17 protein-coding genes are annotated in these 14964 nt (G+C 70.1%); 12 read left to right on the top strand and 5 right to left on the bottom strand.

Annotated elements, in window-relative coordinates:
* The first annotated feature begins 48 nt into the window (after window positions 1-48).
* On the top strand, window positions 49-672 hold the full coding sequence (locus ACZZZF_RS07690; protein ID WP_053098875.1) for a TetR/AcrR family transcriptional regulator: 624 nt from the start codon (window positions 49-51) through the stop codon (window positions 670-672).
* 19 nt (window positions 673-691) lie between these two features.
* Here ACZZZF_RS07690 and ACZZZF_RS07685 read toward each other — a convergent pair whose 3' ends face one another.
* Both ACZZZF_RS07685 and ACZZZF_RS07680 read right to left on the bottom strand, forming a co-directional pair.
* Window positions 692-1669: an o-succinylbenzoate synthase gene (locus ACZZZF_RS07685; protein ID WP_463497833.1), complete on the bottom strand. Its 978-nt coding sequence runs from the start codon at window positions 1667-1669 to the stop codon at window positions 692-694.
* Between the two features lie 58 nt (window positions 1670-1727).
* Window positions 1728-2747 carry a GNAT family N-acetyltransferase gene (locus ACZZZF_RS07680; protein WP_463497831.1) on the bottom strand — a complete coding sequence of 340 codons (1020 nt, stop codon included), beginning with the start codon at window positions 2745-2747 and terminating at the stop codon, window positions 1728-1730.
* 78 nt (window positions 2748-2825) lie between these two features.
* Between ACZZZF_RS07680 and ACZZZF_RS07675 the strand changes: the two genes are divergently transcribed.
* The 11 genes from ACZZZF_RS07675 to ACZZZF_RS07625 all read left to right on the top strand — a co-directional run bounded on the left by ACZZZF_RS07675 (window position 2826) and on the right by ACZZZF_RS07625 (window position 12710).
* Complete coding sequence (locus ACZZZF_RS07675; protein WP_082586537.1) at window positions 2826-3158, top strand: PadR family transcriptional regulator; 333 nt, start codon at window positions 2826-2828, stop codon at window positions 3156-3158.
* Between the two features lies 1 nt (window position 3159).
* The gene (locus tag ACZZZF_RS07670) at window positions 3160-4119 is read left to right on the top strand and encodes a permease prefix domain 1-containing protein (RefSeq protein ID WP_400340359.1); all 960 of its coding nucleotides are present in this window, start codon (window positions 3160-3162) and stop codon (window positions 4117-4119) included.
* A gap of 79 nt (window positions 4120-4198) precedes the next feature.
* On the top strand, window positions 4199-5110 hold the full coding sequence (locus ACZZZF_RS07665; protein ID WP_053098880.1) for a 1,4-dihydroxy-2-naphthoyl-CoA synthase: 912 nt from the start codon (window positions 4199-4201) through the stop codon (window positions 5108-5110).
* Between the two features lie 16 nt (window positions 5111-5126).
* Window positions 5127-6287 carry an AMP-binding protein gene (locus ACZZZF_RS07660; protein ID WP_056277153.1) on the top strand — a complete coding sequence of 387 codons (1161 nt, stop codon included), beginning with the start codon at window positions 5127-5129 and terminating at the stop codon, window positions 6285-6287.
* 42 nt (window positions 6288-6329) lie between these two features.
* Entirely contained in the window at window positions 6330-7121 is a 792-nt protein-coding gene (locus tag ACZZZF_RS07655) for a class I SAM-dependent methyltransferase (protein WP_463497829.1), read from the top strand.
* Window positions 7122-7184: 63 nt separating this feature from the next.
* On the top strand, window positions 7185-8360 hold the full coding sequence (locus ACZZZF_RS07650) for an ATP-binding protein (protein WP_463497827.1): 1176 nt from the start codon (window positions 7185-7187) through the stop codon (window positions 8358-8360).
* A complete protein-coding gene (locus ACZZZF_RS07645) occupies window positions 8357-8992 on the top strand; it encodes a response regulator (protein WP_053098884.1) in 636 nt (211 codons plus the stop codon). The genes ACZZZF_RS07650 and ACZZZF_RS07645 overlap by 4 nt, the downstream gene beginning before the upstream one ends.
* Window positions 8993-9086: 94 nt before the next feature.
* The gene (locus tag ACZZZF_RS07640; RefSeq protein ID WP_056277163.1) at window positions 9087-9848 is read left to right on the top strand and encodes an ABC transporter ATP-binding protein; all 762 of its coding nucleotides are present in this window, start codon (window positions 9087-9089) and stop codon (window positions 9846-9848) included.
* Window positions 9845-11317 carry an ABC transporter permease gene (locus tag ACZZZF_RS07635; RefSeq protein ID WP_463497825.1) on the top strand — a complete coding sequence of 491 codons (1473 nt, stop codon included), beginning with the start codon at window positions 9845-9847 and terminating at the stop codon, window positions 11315-11317. Before ACZZZF_RS07640 ends, ACZZZF_RS07635 begins: the two co-directional genes overlap by 4 nt.
* Window positions 11318-11397: 80 nt before the next feature.
* Entirely contained in the window at window positions 11398-12054 is a 657-nt protein-coding gene (locus tag ACZZZF_RS07630) for a 2-phosphosulfolactate phosphatase (RefSeq protein WP_463497823.1), read from the top strand.
* Window positions 12055-12191: 137 nt separating this feature from the next.
* Window positions 12192-12710 (top strand): DUF3054 domain-containing protein, encoded by a 519-nt coding sequence (locus ACZZZF_RS07625; RefSeq protein ID WP_463497821.1) that lies wholly within the window; start codon window positions 12192-12194, stop codon window positions 12708-12710.
* A gap of 51 nt (window positions 12711-12761) precedes the next feature.
* Here ACZZZF_RS07625 and ACZZZF_RS07620 read toward each other — a convergent pair whose 3' ends face one another.
* From ACZZZF_RS07620 to ACZZZF_RS07610, 3 genes are all read right to left on the bottom strand, one after another.
* Entirely contained in the window at window positions 12762-13250 is a 489-nt protein-coding gene (locus tag ACZZZF_RS07620; protein WP_053098888.1) for a SprT-like domain-containing protein, read from the bottom strand.
* A 66-nt stretch (window positions 13251-13316) separates the two neighbouring features.
* A complete protein-coding gene (locus tag ACZZZF_RS07615; protein ID WP_056277172.1) occupies window positions 13317-13844 on the bottom strand; it encodes a hypothetical protein in 528 nt (175 codons plus the stop codon).
* Window positions 13845-13944: 100 nt separating this feature from the next.
* Complete coding sequence (locus ACZZZF_RS07610) at window positions 13945-14805, bottom strand: spermidine synthase (protein WP_463497819.1); 861 nt, start codon at window positions 14803-14805, stop codon at window positions 13945-13947.
* Between the last annotated feature and the right edge of the window lie 159 nt (window positions 14806-14964).

Genomic DNA, 14964 nt, shown 5'->3' with positions numbered 1-14964 from the left:
CCCCGGAGTCTGTGTGCGGGGTGTGAGAATGGGAGGCAGGAGGATTCGATGACGACACCCGCCACCCGCAGCCGGGAGAACACGCGAGCCCGGCTTCTCGATGCGGCCGCGCAGGTCTTCGCCGAGGTTGGCCTCGACGGCGCCTCCGTCGAAGCGGTCTGCGATCGCGCCGGGTTCACCCGCGGCGCGTTCTATTCGAATTTCGAGTCGAAGGACGAGCTCTTCCTCGTGCTCGCCGGCAGCGTCGGCGAGCAGCGCGTCAATGCGGTGCGTGACCGCGTCGACGAGATCGCCGCCGAGGGCGGTCTGTCAGAGGGATGCGACCCGGTCGAGCTCGTCCAGCGGATCATGGACGCGGGCGGCGATGACCGCCTGGGCGTCATGCTGATGAGCGAGATCCGGATCCGTGCTCTGCGTGACCATCAGTTCGGCGCTGCCTACCTCGTGCAGGAGCGCGAGATGGTGTCGAGCATCGCCGTGATCATCACGGACATCGTCTCGGTGAGCTCGCTCGAGCTGAAGGTTCCCGCCGAAGAGGCCGCGCGCATGCTCATGATCATCTGGGAGGGCATGACCGTTCGCGGAGCGATGGCCGGTCAGGACTCCGACCAGCTGCGGCATTCCAGCGGCGAGGAGCTCGGGCGGCTCGTGCAGCTGCTGCTCGCGGAGTGACCTCGCAGACGAGCGGCGCTCAGCGCGCGTCGAGCACGGCGTAGCATCGCGTGAGGCGATCGAGCCACCAGTCCCGTCGGTCGTCCGAGGCGGCGAGCCGCGCCAACGCGTCGGGATCCGGGGTGACCCGAGCTGCCGGGATCGAGCCGTCCACCGGGCGCAGGTCGGCGACATCGTCGAGGAACAGGGATGCCGTGCCGAGCCCGCAGTCGTAGTCGAGAGTCGGCAGGGCGGCGGCGAGCGCCGCACCCTGGGAGAGTCCGATCGCGGTGTCGAGCGCGCTGGAGACCACGACGGGCAGGCCCGCGGCGGTGATGATCTGCAGCGCATGCGTGATGCCCCCGAGCGGCTGCGCCTTGATGACGAGCAGGTCGGCGGCCTTCTCGCGCGCGACCGCGAGCGGGTCGGAGGACTTGCGGATGCTCTCGTCGGCGGCCACCGGAATGCCCATGTACTTCACCCGGGTGCGCAGTTCGGCGAGCTCCGGCACTGTCGCGCACGGCTGCTCGACGTACTCGAGATCGAACTCGTTGAGCGCATGCACGGCGTGCTCGGCCTCGTCGACGTTCCACAGGCCGTTGGCATCGACGCGGATGCGACCCTCCGGCCCCATGGCCTCGCGCACGGCCCGCACACGGGCGATGTCGTCTGCGAGCGTCTGCCCGGGTTCCGCGACCTTGACCTTGGCGGTGCGGCAGCCGGCGAAGCGGGCCAGCACTTCGGCGACCTGCGCCGCCTCGACAGCCGGGATGGTGGCGTTCACGCCGATGCGCTCGCGGAGAGGTTCGGGCTGCGTCCTCCAGGCGAAGTCGATCGCCGCCGCGAGCCAGGTGGCCGACTCGAGTTCGTCGTACTCGACGAACGGAGAGAATTCCGCCCATCCCTCCGGCCCTTCGACGAGCAGCGCCTCTCTCTTGTCGACCCCGCGGAAGCGGGTGTGCATCGGAAGCGAGACGACCCTGGCCGAGCCGAGCAGATCTGCGAGCGGTGGGAGCATGTGCTTATTCTGCTCTGTCGACGCCTCGTCGGGGATCCGCCGTGCCGACGGGTCCGCCTCAGCGCAGGCGCTTCTGCAGTTCGCCCATCCGCTCGCTGGGGCGGAACCCGAGCGCGGTGTTGACGGCGAGCATGTGCGCGTTCGACTCGGCGTTGTAGGTGTAGACGGCGCGGGTCTGCGGCGCCTCCCTCTGCAGCATCCGGAGATTGGCTGCCTTGACCGCGATGCCGAGCCGGTGCCCCCGGTCCGCGGTGCGCACGAGCGTGCCCCACTGATAGGCGTTGCCGTCGTCGGTCGACACGACGAGCTGCGAATACGCCGCGGCCTCGCCGTCGGCCGCGAGGGCGATGGCCCCGAACGACACGCGCCTCTGTCGGTCGAGCAGTTCCTCACTCTCGCGGATGCTGTCGACATCGGGTCTCTGGGGTTCGATGGCGAGTTCGCCGGTCGGGGCTTCGGTCTCGAGGGCGGCGTCGAGGATCGTCCAGCGTTCCACGACCTCATCGGGGATGCGGCCGACCCAGCTGCGGATCTCGTACGGAGCGACCGCCGATGCGATGTCGCTCTCGATCCGGTCGAGCAGTGCGGGGTCGACCGGGAGGTCGAGCCTGCTCTGCACGTCGCCGAGGGCCAGGCTGTAGCCGCGGGCGCGTGCGAACTCACGCCCCGGCGATCCGGCACCTTCCGAACCGAGTGCGTGGCGCCACGACGTCGCCCCCTGCGCGATCGTCCGACCGGACGCCGTGACCTCTGCCTCGAGGAACGCGAGGGCCTCGGAGCCGATGCCGCGCCGTCGGTGCTCGGGCGGCACGCTGATCGCGAGATGGGCGACGTGGGTGTTGTCCTTCAGGGGGAGCGCGAGGCTCGCGGAGCCGACGATCCGGTCGGCGTGGCGCAGCAGATAGGCGCGTCGATCGACGACGGCCGACTCCTGCTGCAGCTCGCTGCGCGACTCCTCGAGCGACCACACGACGGCATCCGCGCCGCGATCCGCGCGTTCGGCGGTGGCGTACGCATCCCACCACGCATCGACGGACCGGTCATCGGTCGCGTAGATGCGGAGGATCTCGATCGCCATGCGACCACCGTACGCGCCTTGTCCCTCACATAAATGTGTGATTGACAATGGTGTGTGACGCACAGTAATGTGATTGACATGAACGAGACCCTCGACACGCATCTGCAGGAACTGCGCCGCGGCACCGTGGTGCTGGCGTGCCTGCAGCTGCTGCGCACGGCGGGGTACGGCTACGGGCTGCTCGAAGACCTCGAGCGCCGCGGCTTCGCCACCGATGCGAACACGCTGTACCCGCTGCTTCGGCGTCTCGAGAAGCAGGAGTACCTGACGAGCGAGTGGAACACCGACGAGGCGCGGCCCCGCAAGTTCTACCGCACATCGGAAGCCGGCATCCGGCTCGCCGACACCCTGACCGAAGAATGGCGATCGCTCACGACGGCGATCGCGACCCTCACAGCTGAGGAGAACTGACATGCCCTCGACAGCCACGCTCACCGAGCGATACATCAGCGCCACGATCCGCAGCCTCACACCCGAGGTGCAGGACGACGTCCGCGCCGAGCTCGAAGGATCCATCGCCGACGCGATCGACGCGAGACTCGAACAGGGGGACGACCCGGCCGAGGCCGAACGGGCGGTCCTCACAGAGCTGGGCGACCCCGGCGTCCTCGCCGCCGGCTACGCCGACCGGCCGCTGCACCTGATCGGACCCCGGTACTACCTCGTGTGGTGGCGGCTGCTCAAGCTGCTGCTCATCATCGTGCCGGTGTGCGCGATGGGCGGTGTCGCGATCGCGCAGGCGATCGAGCGCGCACCCATCGGAACGATGATCGGCGCCGCCGTCACGGTCGGCATCTCGGTCATCGTGCACGTCTGCTTCTGGGTGACCCTGGTCTTCTTCATACTCGAGCGCACCGGAGCGGACACCGGGGTGAAGTGGGACGTCGACCAGCTGCCCGAGCCGACCCAGAACGGAGCCGGCAGGGCGGATGCGATCGCGTCGCTCGTGTTCCTCGTGCTGGGGGTGGGCGCGGTCTTCTGGGACGCATTCATCGGCTTCTTCCCGACGGAAGGAGATCCGATCGCGATCCTGAACCCGGGTCTGTGGCCCTGGGGGATCACGTTCTTCCTCGGGCTCTTCGTCGCCGAGGCGCTGCTGACGGTGGTGGTCTACGCTCGCCGCCGCTGGACGATCGGTGCCGCTGTGGTCAACACCGTGCTCGCGGCGGTGTTCGCCGTCTGGTCGCTGACGCTGCTGGTGCAGGGCGAGCTGCTCAACCCCGAGTTCCTCCGCTTCGTCTTCACCGACAACGGCGTGACCGATGAGACGATGCGCATCCTGACCGTGATCACCGGGTTCGCCCTCATCGCGTTCCCGATCTGGGACATCGTCGACGGCTGGATCAAGACCGCTCGCGCTCGCCGCGGCTGATCACCGCACGCAGACGGCGTCGCCTCTTCGGGGCGACGCCGTCTCCGTGTGCAACCCGGGCGGGAATAGGCTGGATGCTGTGACCAGCGCATTCGTCTCAGACCTGTTCGACCCGGACGAATGGGTGCTCGCGCCCGGTGCCGAGGACTACACCGACATCACCGCCCACGTGAGCACGGACGGCGGAGTCGCGCGCATCGCGTTCAACCGCCCCGAGGTGCGCAACGCCTTCCGCCCGCACACGGTCGACGAGCTCTACCGGGCACTCGACGACGCACGGCAGAACCCCCGCATCGGCGCGGTCCTCCTCACCGGCAACGGACCGAGTCCGAAGGACGGCGGGTGGGCGTTCTGCTCGGGCGGCGACCAGCGCATCCGCGGCCGCGACGGATACAAGTACTCCGATGACGAGACGACCGTGCACGATCCGGCTCGCGCCGGTCGCCTGCACATCCTCGAGGTCCAGCGCCTCATCCGCTTCATGCCGAAGGTCGTCATCGCCGTCGTGCCGGGCTGGGCGGCCGGCGGAGGGCACTCGCTGCACGTGGTGTGCGACCTCACGATCGCCTCCGCCGAGGAGGCGCGGTTCAAGCAGACCGACGCCGATGTCGGCAGCTTCGACGCGGGGTACGGATCGGCGTACATGGCGAGGCAGACCGGGCAGAAGTTCGCGCGCGAGGTGTTCTTCCTCGCCGAGGAGTACTCGGCGCAGCGGGCGTACGAGGCCGGGGCGGTCAACCGGGTCGTGCCCCATGCCGACCTCGAGCGCGAGGCGCTGAAGATGGCGCGCACCGTGCTCACCAAGTCGCCCACGGCGATCCGCATGCTGAAGTTCGCCTTCAACGCGGTGGACGACGGGCTCGTGGGGCAGCAGGTGTTCGCGGGCGAGGCCACGCGTCTCGCCTACGGCACCGATGAAGCGGTCGAGGGTCGCGACTCGTTCCTCGAGAAGCGGGACGCCGACTGGACCTCGTTCCCCTGGCACTACTGAGCGGATCGAGACGCACATGGTCGCGCTGACACCGACGGATGCCGAGGATCCGGCCGAACTGCGGGCCGCTCTGGCGCGCGCGCTCGACGGCGGGCCGGCGCTCGGATTCGGGATGCTCGGAGACGCCCCGAAATGGGTGCCGGACGGCACGGCCGTCGTGATCGCCACCTCGGGCTCCAGCGGGGTCCCCAAGCGGGTCGCGTTGAGCGGCGAGGCGCTGCGGGCGAGTGCCGAGGCGACGGCGTCGAGAGTGGGCGGCGGGCGCTGGCTGCTCGCCCTGCCTGCCGGATACGTGGCCGGACTCCAGGTCATCGTTCGGTCTCTGATGGCAGGCACGCACCCTGTCGCGCTGAGCGGTCGGTTCTCACCCGATTCGTTCGCCGACGCGACGCTGTCGATGCTCCGCCCGCTGCCGGGCGGTTCCGCCGGCATCCCCGAGCTGTACACCTCGCTCGTCCCCGCGCAGCTGTCGACGCTGCTCGATGCGGCAGACGACCGACCTGTGCGTGCGGCCCTTCAGGCGTACCGGGCGATCCTCGTGGGTGGCCAGGCGCTGCCGGAACCGCTGCGCGACCGCGCCGCCGATCTCGGCATCCGACTCGTCCGCACCTATGGCTCCACCGAGACGAGCGGGGGATGCGTCTACGACGGCGTCCCCCTCGACACCGTCGCCGTGCGCACGGTGGACGGAGAGCTGCGCATCGCCGGTCCGATGCTCGCTGACGGCTATCTCGGCGACGGGGAGCTCACGGCGAAGAACTTCTCGCGCGACGAGCACGGCATCCGCTGGTATCACACCGGCGATCTCGGGCTCTACGACGACGGCGTCGTGCGGGTGCACGGTCGTGCCGACAACGTGATCGTCTCCGGCGGCATCAACATCTCGCTCGATCGGGTCGAGCGGTTGGTGCGCGGCGTTCCGGGTCTCACCGATGCCGTCGTGGTCGGCGTGCCGGACGAGCGATGGGGCGAGGCCTCGGTCATCGTCGCCCCGAGAGGCGAGGCGCTGCGGCGCAGCGAGGCCGAGCAGCTCGCGCACGCGAGGGATCTCGTCGCCGCCGAGCTCGGCAGGCACGCGAGACCGGCTCGGCTGATCATGGTCGACGAACTGGCCGTGCTGGCCTCAGGGAAGCCGGACCGCGAGTCGATCAGGCGGGCCGTCGCCGAACTGCACTGACGGCGGATTTCAGCGGCGAGAAGAGCACTGCCAGACTGAGCCATGGCCACCTACACGCACGGGCATCACGAGACCGTCCTCCGCTCGCACAGCAGTCGCGACATCTCCAACTCGGCGGAGTACCTCCGCCCGCACCTGACAGAGACCACCCGGCTTCTCGATGTCGGAGCGGGGCCAGGCAGCATCACGATCGACTTCGCCGGCACCGTCGCTCATGTCACGGCGACCGAGATCGATGAGAACGCACTCTCGCTGTCGCGCGATCTCGCATCGCGCAGGGGACTGCACAACCTCGACTTCGCGGTCGAGGACGTGCACGCACTCACCTTCGCCGACGACAGCTTCGACGTCGTGCACGCGCACCAGGTGCTGCAGCACGTCGGCGACCCCGTGCAGGCGCTCCGGGAGATGCGTCGGGTGACGGCGCCGGGTGGTGTCGTGGGGGTGCGCGACGCCGACTATGCGGGCTTCCTCTGGTTCCCGATCCTGCCCGAGCTCGATCGATGGCTCGACCTCTATCGTCGCGCTGCCCGAGCGAACGGCGGCGAGCCCGATGCGGGGCGTCGACTGCTCGCCTGGGCGCGGGCCGCCGGATTCGACGACATCACGGCGACGTCCTCCACGTGGACATACGCGACCCCCGAGGACCGTGCATGGTGGGGCGGCATGTGGGCCGATCGCATCCTCGAGTCCGCGCTCGCCCGGCAGCTGGTCGACGGCGAGATGGCGACGCGGCGCGACCTGCAGGAGATCAGCGACGCGTGGAAGCGCTGGGCCGACGACGGCGACGGCTGGTACCTCGTGCCGCACGGCGAGATCATCGCCCGCGCCTGACCGGACCGCGGATACATCTGCAGGCGGATGCGAGGCGGATGCCGTGCCGCGTAGCGTGGGGGAGTGATCCGCCCGCTCTCCCGCACGGCGCTCGTGCTCGACATCGTCGGGGCGGCGCTGCTCTTCGTCATCCTCACGCCGTTCTCCGTCGTCTTCTACGGCCCGGGGGCGGTCGGCGAGGGGATCAGCGGTGCGGCGGTCGCGGCGATCGTCACCGCGGGCATCCTGATGTTCGGCGGAGTCGCGATCGGCAGGCTCGCCCCCGGACTCGCGCTCGCCGCGGCCTGGGCGGGCGCGATCGTGCAGATGCTGTCCGGATTCGGTCCGCTGCCGATCGATGTGGCGATCCTCCTGGTGCTCTACGCGACCGCCGCCTGGGGGTCCCGCGCGGTGCTGTGGTGGGGCTTCGGCTCGGCGCTGCTCGGTGCTCTGGTCTCGGCGGTCTACCTGGTCGTCGTCACGGGCGTCACCTCCGGCGCCAGCGGCTGGGATCAGCTGACGACCGGCACGCTGCTCCTGGTCGTGTCGGTGCTCGCGCTCGGATTCGCGTGGGTCTGCGGTCTGCTGTGGCGGGTGGTGCTGCGCGCACGGAGCACCCGTTCGGCGCAGCTGAAGGCGGAGTCGCTCGCGGCGGAGGAGCAGGAGCGTGTGCGGATCGCCCGCGACATGCACGACATCGTCGCGCACTCGCTGGCCGTGGTGATCGCGCAGGCCGACGGCGCCAGGTATGCGGCCGCCGCGAAGCCCGAGATGGCCACCGAGGCCCTCGGGACCATCGCCCAGACCGCTCGCAGCGCGTTGAGCGACGTGCGTCTGCTGCTCACGCAGCTGCGCCACCGACAGGGGGACGGTCCCCAGCCGACGCTCGCAGACCTCGAGTCGCTGTTCGCGCAGGTGCGTCAGGCGGGAGTCGAGCCCCGGATCACCGTCGATCCGATGCCGCCGGGGGAGCCGCCGGGAGCCATCCAACTCGCGGTGTACCGGATCCTCCAGGAGGCGCTCACGAACGCCATCCGTCACGGCGACGGCGCGGTCGACGTGCACCTCGCGTGGCTTCCCGACCGTGTCGACATCCAGGTGCGCAACACCGTGGGACGGGATCAGCCGCAGATCGGCGGCGGTCACGGGGTGATCGGCATGCGTGAACGGGCGCAGCTCGTCGGCGGTAGCCTTCAGGCGGAGCGCCAGGGAGCGCAGTTCGTCGTCCGCGCCTCGCTCCCGATCGGAGAAGTCGCATGATCAGGGTCGTCCTCGTCGATGATCAGGCGCTGTTCCGCGCCGGAGTCCGCATGCTGCTCGCCTCGCAGCCCGACCTCGACGTCGTCGGAGAAGCGGGAGATGGCCGCGAAGCCGTCGCTCTCGTGCACGCGACTCGACCGGACGTGGTGCTGATGGACATCAGGATGCCGGTCATGGACGGGCTCGCTGCGACCGCCGAGATCCTCGCTCAGCCCGACCCGCCGCGCATCGTCATGCTGACGACCTTCGACCTCGACGAGGCCGCCGCTCGCGCGATCCGTCAGGGGGCGAGCGGATTCCTCCTGAAGGACGCCGACCCCGAGTTCCTCCTCGCCGCGATCCGCACCGTCCACGCGGGTTCGAGCGTCATCGCCGCGTCGGCGACTCGCGAGCTGTTCGAGCACTTCGCCGAGGAGCCGAAGCCGGTGCCGGTGCAGTTCTCCGCGCTGACCGAGCGTGAGCGCGAGATCTTCGCGCTCGCCGCCCGGGGGCTCTCGAACTCCGAGATCGCCGCTCGCGAATATCTCAGCGAGGCGACCGTCAAGACCCACATCAGCCGCATCCTGACGAAGCTCACCCTCCGCGACCGGGTGCAGCTGGTGGTCTTCGCGTTCGAGCACGGACTCGCCTGACCCGATTCCTGTCCGCGGGATCATCCTTGCGATGTAGGCGGATGCGCCGTCAGGCCGACGCGGCGGAGCAGCCGGCGTCCGTAGCGTCGAAGGCATGGAGATCACGACCACCGACCTCGGGCTCGCAGCCCGCGTCCAGCACCTCAAGAAGACCTACGGCGCCGGCGAGGGCACCGTCCACGCGCTGGACGACGTCAGCGTCGGCATCCGCCGCGGACAGTTCACCGCCATCATGGGACCGTCCGGTTCGGGCAAGTCCACGCTCATGCACATCATGGCCGGCCTCGACACCCCGACGCAGGGGAGGAGCTGGATCGGCGACACCGAGATCACGGAGCTCGGAGACCTCGATCTCACGATCCTGCGCCGCCGCCGGGTCGGCTTCATCTTCCAGGCGTTCAACCTCGTGCCGACGCTCACCGCCCTCGGCAACATCATGCTGCCGTTCGAGCTCGACGGGCGGCGACCCAGCGCGATCGAGAAGGCGCGCATCGACGGACTGATCCAGACGCTCGGGCTCGGATCCCGTCTGCAGCACCGACCGCATCAGCTCTCTGGGGGTCAGCAGCAGCGCGTCGCCATCGCCCGTGCGCTCGCCACGGCGCCCGATCTCGTGTTCGCCGACGAGCCCACGGGCAATCTCGATTCCCGCACGGGGCGCGAGGTGCTGCAGCTGCTGGCCACCGCGAGCCGCGAGCATGGACAGTCCATCGCCATGGTCACCCACGACGCGATCGCGGCGAGCCATGCCGACCGGGTGCTGTTCCTCGGAGACGGCCGGATCGTCGCCGACCACCCGCGCCAGAGCGCCGAGGAGATCTCGGCCTACATGCTCGCCGCCGAGGTCGCGGCATGAGCGCCGTCATCGAGTCTCCGACTCTCGCCGTCGTACCGCAGACGTCCGCGACCGGTCCGCGCCTCGCCTGGCTGCGCGACCGGGGCATGGGTGCCAGCATCCTGGTCGCAGCGCTCTCGGCCGCTTTCGGAGTGGTGCTGGTCGAGACCACGGCCTACCTCGGAGCCGTGCTGCAGGCCGACCCCTTCATCGGCGACAGCGAGACGCTCGCGTTCATCGTGGGGCTGCTCTCGGTGCTGCTCACGGGCGTCGCGATGTACGTCGCCGCGATCGTCACCGCGAACACGTTCTCGACGATCATCGCCGGGCGCACGCGTCAGATCGCCCTGATGCGGCTCATCGGCGCGACCGCGAGGTCCCAGCGGGCCGTGGTCGGCCGGCAGGGCTTCGCGGTGGGCGTCATCGGCGCGGCACTCGGGCTTCTCGCCGGCCTCGTGATCGCCGCGGTCGGCGTGCAGATCGGTTCCGGACTGATCGAGAACGTGCCGCAGGGGTTGTCTCTCGCCCAGCCGTTCATCGCCTTGCCGGTCGTCGGCGTCGCGCTCACGACCTGGGCGGCGGCATGGGTGGGCTCCAGACGCGTCCTCGCCGTCACGCCGCTGCAGGCGATCGGCGGGTCGGTCGAGCGCACTCACGACGAGCTGTCCCGCCCCGGGCGGCACATCGGCGCATGGATCCTGCTGGTTTCCGGCACCGTGCTGCTGGCGGCAGGGGTCGTCGTCGGCCTCGTGCACCCGCTCGGGGTGGTCGTCGCCTTCGTCGGCGGACTGCTCTCCTTCACCGGACTCGCGCTCGGATCGGTGCTGTTCATGCCTCCCGTGCTGCGTCTGGTCGGGCGGATGTTCGGATCGAGTGCCACGGCACGACTCGCGGCCGAGAACGCCCTCCGCTATCCCGAGCGCTCGTCGCGCATGGCGATCGGCGTCGTGATGGGGGTCACATTGGTCACGATGTTCGCGGTCGCGCTCGAATCGGTCAAGCAGATGCTGATCGGTCAGGTCGAGGGTGAGACGCCCGCGGAGTTCTTCACCCCGTTCGACGCCTTCGCATCGGTGATGATGGTGCTCGTGGCGGTGTCGGCGGTGATCGCCGCGGTCGGTCTCGTCAACCTTCTGACGATCGGCGTCGTGCAGCGTCGTCGCGAGCTCGGACTCCTCCGGTCCATCGGCCTGTCCAATGGGCAGGTGCGCCGCATGGTGCTGCTCGAGGCGGCGCACATCACGGTGGCCGCCACGCTGACCGGGTTGATCCTGGGCATCGCCTACGGATGGATCGCGGCGCAGTCGCTGCTCGGCTCCGTGCCGACCCTGCCCGACTTCGAGGCCGCCGGGCTCGTCGCACCGCACGTGCCCTGGCTGCCCGTGGTCATCATCGTCGCGGCGACCGCTGTGCTGACCCTGGTGGCTGCCGCGACGCCGACCCGCCTCGCCACCCGCGTGGCGCCCGTCGAGGCACTGGCCGCCGACTGACGACGACGCCCGGGGATGCCCCGATGACCGAATCCGTCATCGGGGCATCGGCACCCGGGCGGTCGTTCTAGGCTGGACGGATGCCGTCTCCGTTCGACCAGTCCACGTATCAGGTGCGTCTCGAGTGGGGCGTCGACGGGCTCGATCGCCTCGCGACCGCCGATGTCGTCGTGGTGGTCGACGTGCTCCGTTTCTCGTCGACGGTGGCAGACGCTGTCGCGTCGGGCTCCGCGGTCTCGCTCGACGACGCGCGTGAACGGTCCCGCAACGGCGCCGCGGTCGCCGCCCGCGCCGGCGACGCGGTCGTGCTGATCGGAAGTCTCCGCAACGCGGCGGCAGTGGCACGAGCGATCGCGACGCTGCAGGAGCGCAACCAGTCACGCACTTCCGTGAGCGTGATCGCCGCGGGCGAAGCCGACGCCGCGGGCGCCGTGCGCTTCGCGGTCGAAGACCACCTGGGAGCCGGCGCGATCATCGCCGCGCTCACCGAACTCGGCATAGACCACACGGCGCCCGATGCGGCCGTGGCCGCCGAGGGATTCCGCGCGCTGAAGAGGGCGCTGCGCCACATGGTCAGCGCGAGCGGTTCGGCGCGTGAGCTCGCGGACGGGGTCGCCGCGACCGAGCGGATGCGGGCATCCGGTGCTGCGCCGACGACGGTGTCGGACGCCGCCGAGCTCGACGCCCTGGATGTCGTCCCCGTGCTGCGTGACGGGCTCTTCGTCGCCTTCGGCTGAGCGGTCTGCGGTCGTCCCCGGCGCGCAGGCCATCCCCGCTCGGGGGTGAGGCGCCTGTGGATCTCGTCCCTGCACGCGCTCGGCAACAGGCCGTGCATCCGGCACGGGTTTCGTGTTCCGCGACGTAGGGTCATGGCATGAGGTTCGTCCCCGCTTTCATCGTCGATGCCGTCCTGGTGCTCGTCTTCGCCGTGATCGGCCGTGCCTCGCACGGAGAAGATCCCGGCGGGTTCCTGCTCACCGCCTGGCCGTTCATCGTCGCCCTCCTGCTGGGTCACGTCGTGGCGGCACTTCTGCCGGCGAGGCCGCGTCGACCGTGGTCGCTGGCCTGGGGTGCCGTCGTCTGGCTCGTCACCGTGGTCGGCGGGCTGCTGCTGCGCGTCATGGCGGGGGACACCGCGCAGATCGCGTTCATCATCGTCACGACCCTCGTGCTCGGCGTCTTCCTCGTCGGGTGGCGAGCCGTGGCAGCGCTCCTGCGTCGGCGTGCGGGGCGTGCGAGCGACGTCGGTGCGGCGCGCGGGCGGCCTGAGGAGCGGGAGGATGACGACATTCCCGTCGACCGGGACGCACCCGCCGACGCGGCAGCCACGGATCGAGCGCAGGAGGAACCCTCGCCCGAGGCCGATCCGGAATCAGGTCCTCACGCGCGCTGACCGCACTCTGGCCGTTCGCGGCGCTCGGGGCGGGTCGACGTCGTGCGCGGATCAGCGCGACATCTGCGCCGCGAGCCTCGTGTCGGCCGTGATCTCGCGCCGAGTCCAGTCGAACAGGTAGCGCGCGTCGTACGAGCGGGAGCACCGCGCGCACGATGTGGCGCGTGACGGACGCCGGTGGCGGTAGGTCACGTGACCAGCGGGGCACTGGCCGACCCACGGCGCGAGTTCGACCGCCGTCTCGCCATGGTGGGTGGTTCCGCCGACGTAGCCCAGGTCTCGGGCCACGCGCTTCCAGGTCGGGCCGTGGGCCGCTTCATGACCCGCGAGGGCATGCGCCACCTCGTGCAGCAGCACCTGATGGATCTCGTCGTCCTCGAACCGCGCAGCCAGATACCGCGACACGGTGATGCGCTTCTTCGTGTAGTCGCACTGCCCCGCCCGACGCTTCGCGTGGTCGAAGCCGAATGACCAGCTGTCGTCGAGGTGCAGCGTGATCAGTGCCTCGCCCCAGACGCGCACCCGGTCAAGTTCCGCCATGCGATCAGGCTAAGCCATACCGCTGACATCGCCCCTCAGCGGGGCACCGGCGGGCGTGTGCTGCCGTCAGCCGGCGACGAGCTGCGTCGTGCGGCGCCGCTCGGCGGCTTCGATGGCGAGCAGCACCGTCTCGAGCTCTCGGTCCTCGGCCCCGGCCTCGCGGCGCAGGAAGAGGGACTGCTTGAAGCTCTCGCGAGCGGTCTCGTAGTCGCCGGCCTCGTAGGCGTTCCTGCCGTGATGGTGGTGCGCGAACGCGGCGATCGACAGCCAGCGCTGTCCCTCGGCCTCGGCGGCGCACGTCGCGAGCTCCTGCTCGGCGGCGGCGTGGGCGCCGCGGTGCTGCAGGATCGTGGCGTGCAGCACCCTCGAGCGCAGGACGTCCTTGCGTGTGCCCGCCATGCGCGACTGGCGCACGGCCTCATCGGCGAGGGGGAGCGCTTCGTCCAGACGGTCGAGGACCTTCAGCAGCCAGACCCGCTCCAGCAGTGCCGGAAGGCTCCGCTGGCTCTCGATCTCCTCCAGCCGTGCGGCGCATTCACCGAGGTCGACCAGCTCGCGAAGGCTCTCCGGGTCGTATCCCTGGATGAAACTCATTGCTCTCCTTCCGCAGCGTCCCCCGTCAAGTGTGCCTCGCGTCGGCGCAGTCGTCGGGGCGGCACGCCCCACGGCCCCGCATCCGATCTCGATCGAGGCCTCAGCGGAGGAACAGCGAGGCGTCCGGACGGGGGGAGGCGACGGCATCCGCATCGGTCACCACGCGCGCACCCTGCACGAAGGCGGTCACCTCGGCACCCTGCGCGATCTTGGCGGGATGTGGCCCCGCGGCGAGCATCCTGGGCAGCCATTCGGTGGGCAGGGGAGCCGCCGATGCGGCGATCACGAGGTTGCCGAACCTGCGCCCCTTCAGCACCTGGGTGTCGGCGAGGACGCCGATCTCGGGCAGAACCTCCGCGATCGTCGCGACCTGTCGCCGGGCGAACGCGAGGCCCGGCCCGTCGGCGACGTTGACGAGCAGCACGCCGGCGGGCGCGAGCAGTTCGGCGAGTTCGCGGTAGAACTCGATGCTGGTGAGGTGGGCCGGCGTCTGGGCTCCGGAGTAGACGTCGGACACCACCAGATCGCAGGTGCCGACGATCGCCGGGGGGAGGCGGCGGACGCCCTCGCGGGCATCTCCGATCCGGAGTCGGATGGCCGCGCCTCGCGGCAGGGGGAGGCGCTCGCGCACGAGGGTGGCCAGCGGTGCCTCGAGCTCGATCACCTGCTGCCGGGAACCGGGGCGGGTCGCCTCGATGTAGCGGGGGATCGTCAGTGCGCCCGCGCCGAGGTGCACCGCCGTCAGGGGACCGGCGGCGAGCTGGTCGATCACGGCGCCCATCCGCACGATGTACTCGAAGTGCAGGTGCGTGGGGTCATCCAGGTCGACGTGCGACTGCGGGGTGTCGTCGACGATGAGCTCGAATCCGCTGGTGAACTCCGACGGCACGATGCGGGCGATGCCTCCGTGGTCGAGACGGACCTGCGGGTGCTCGGTGTCCTTCGCTCGCGTCCTGCCCATCCTCCGAGACTACGCGCTCACTCCGCCTCGACATCGTGTGGCCGGCTCACGCGATGGGAGGATTGAGGGCTGCTGGCTCGCCGCGAGTCTGCCGCGGAGGCTCGATGTTACGGCCGCATGACGTTTCCGAGAATAACTTGCAGGGAATTAGTTAGTGAT

The organism is Microbacterium sp. AC215, from assembly GCF_979258645.1.
Note: the sequence above shows the minus strand (reverse complement) of the source record. Positions and strands in the feature narration are given on the sequence as shown.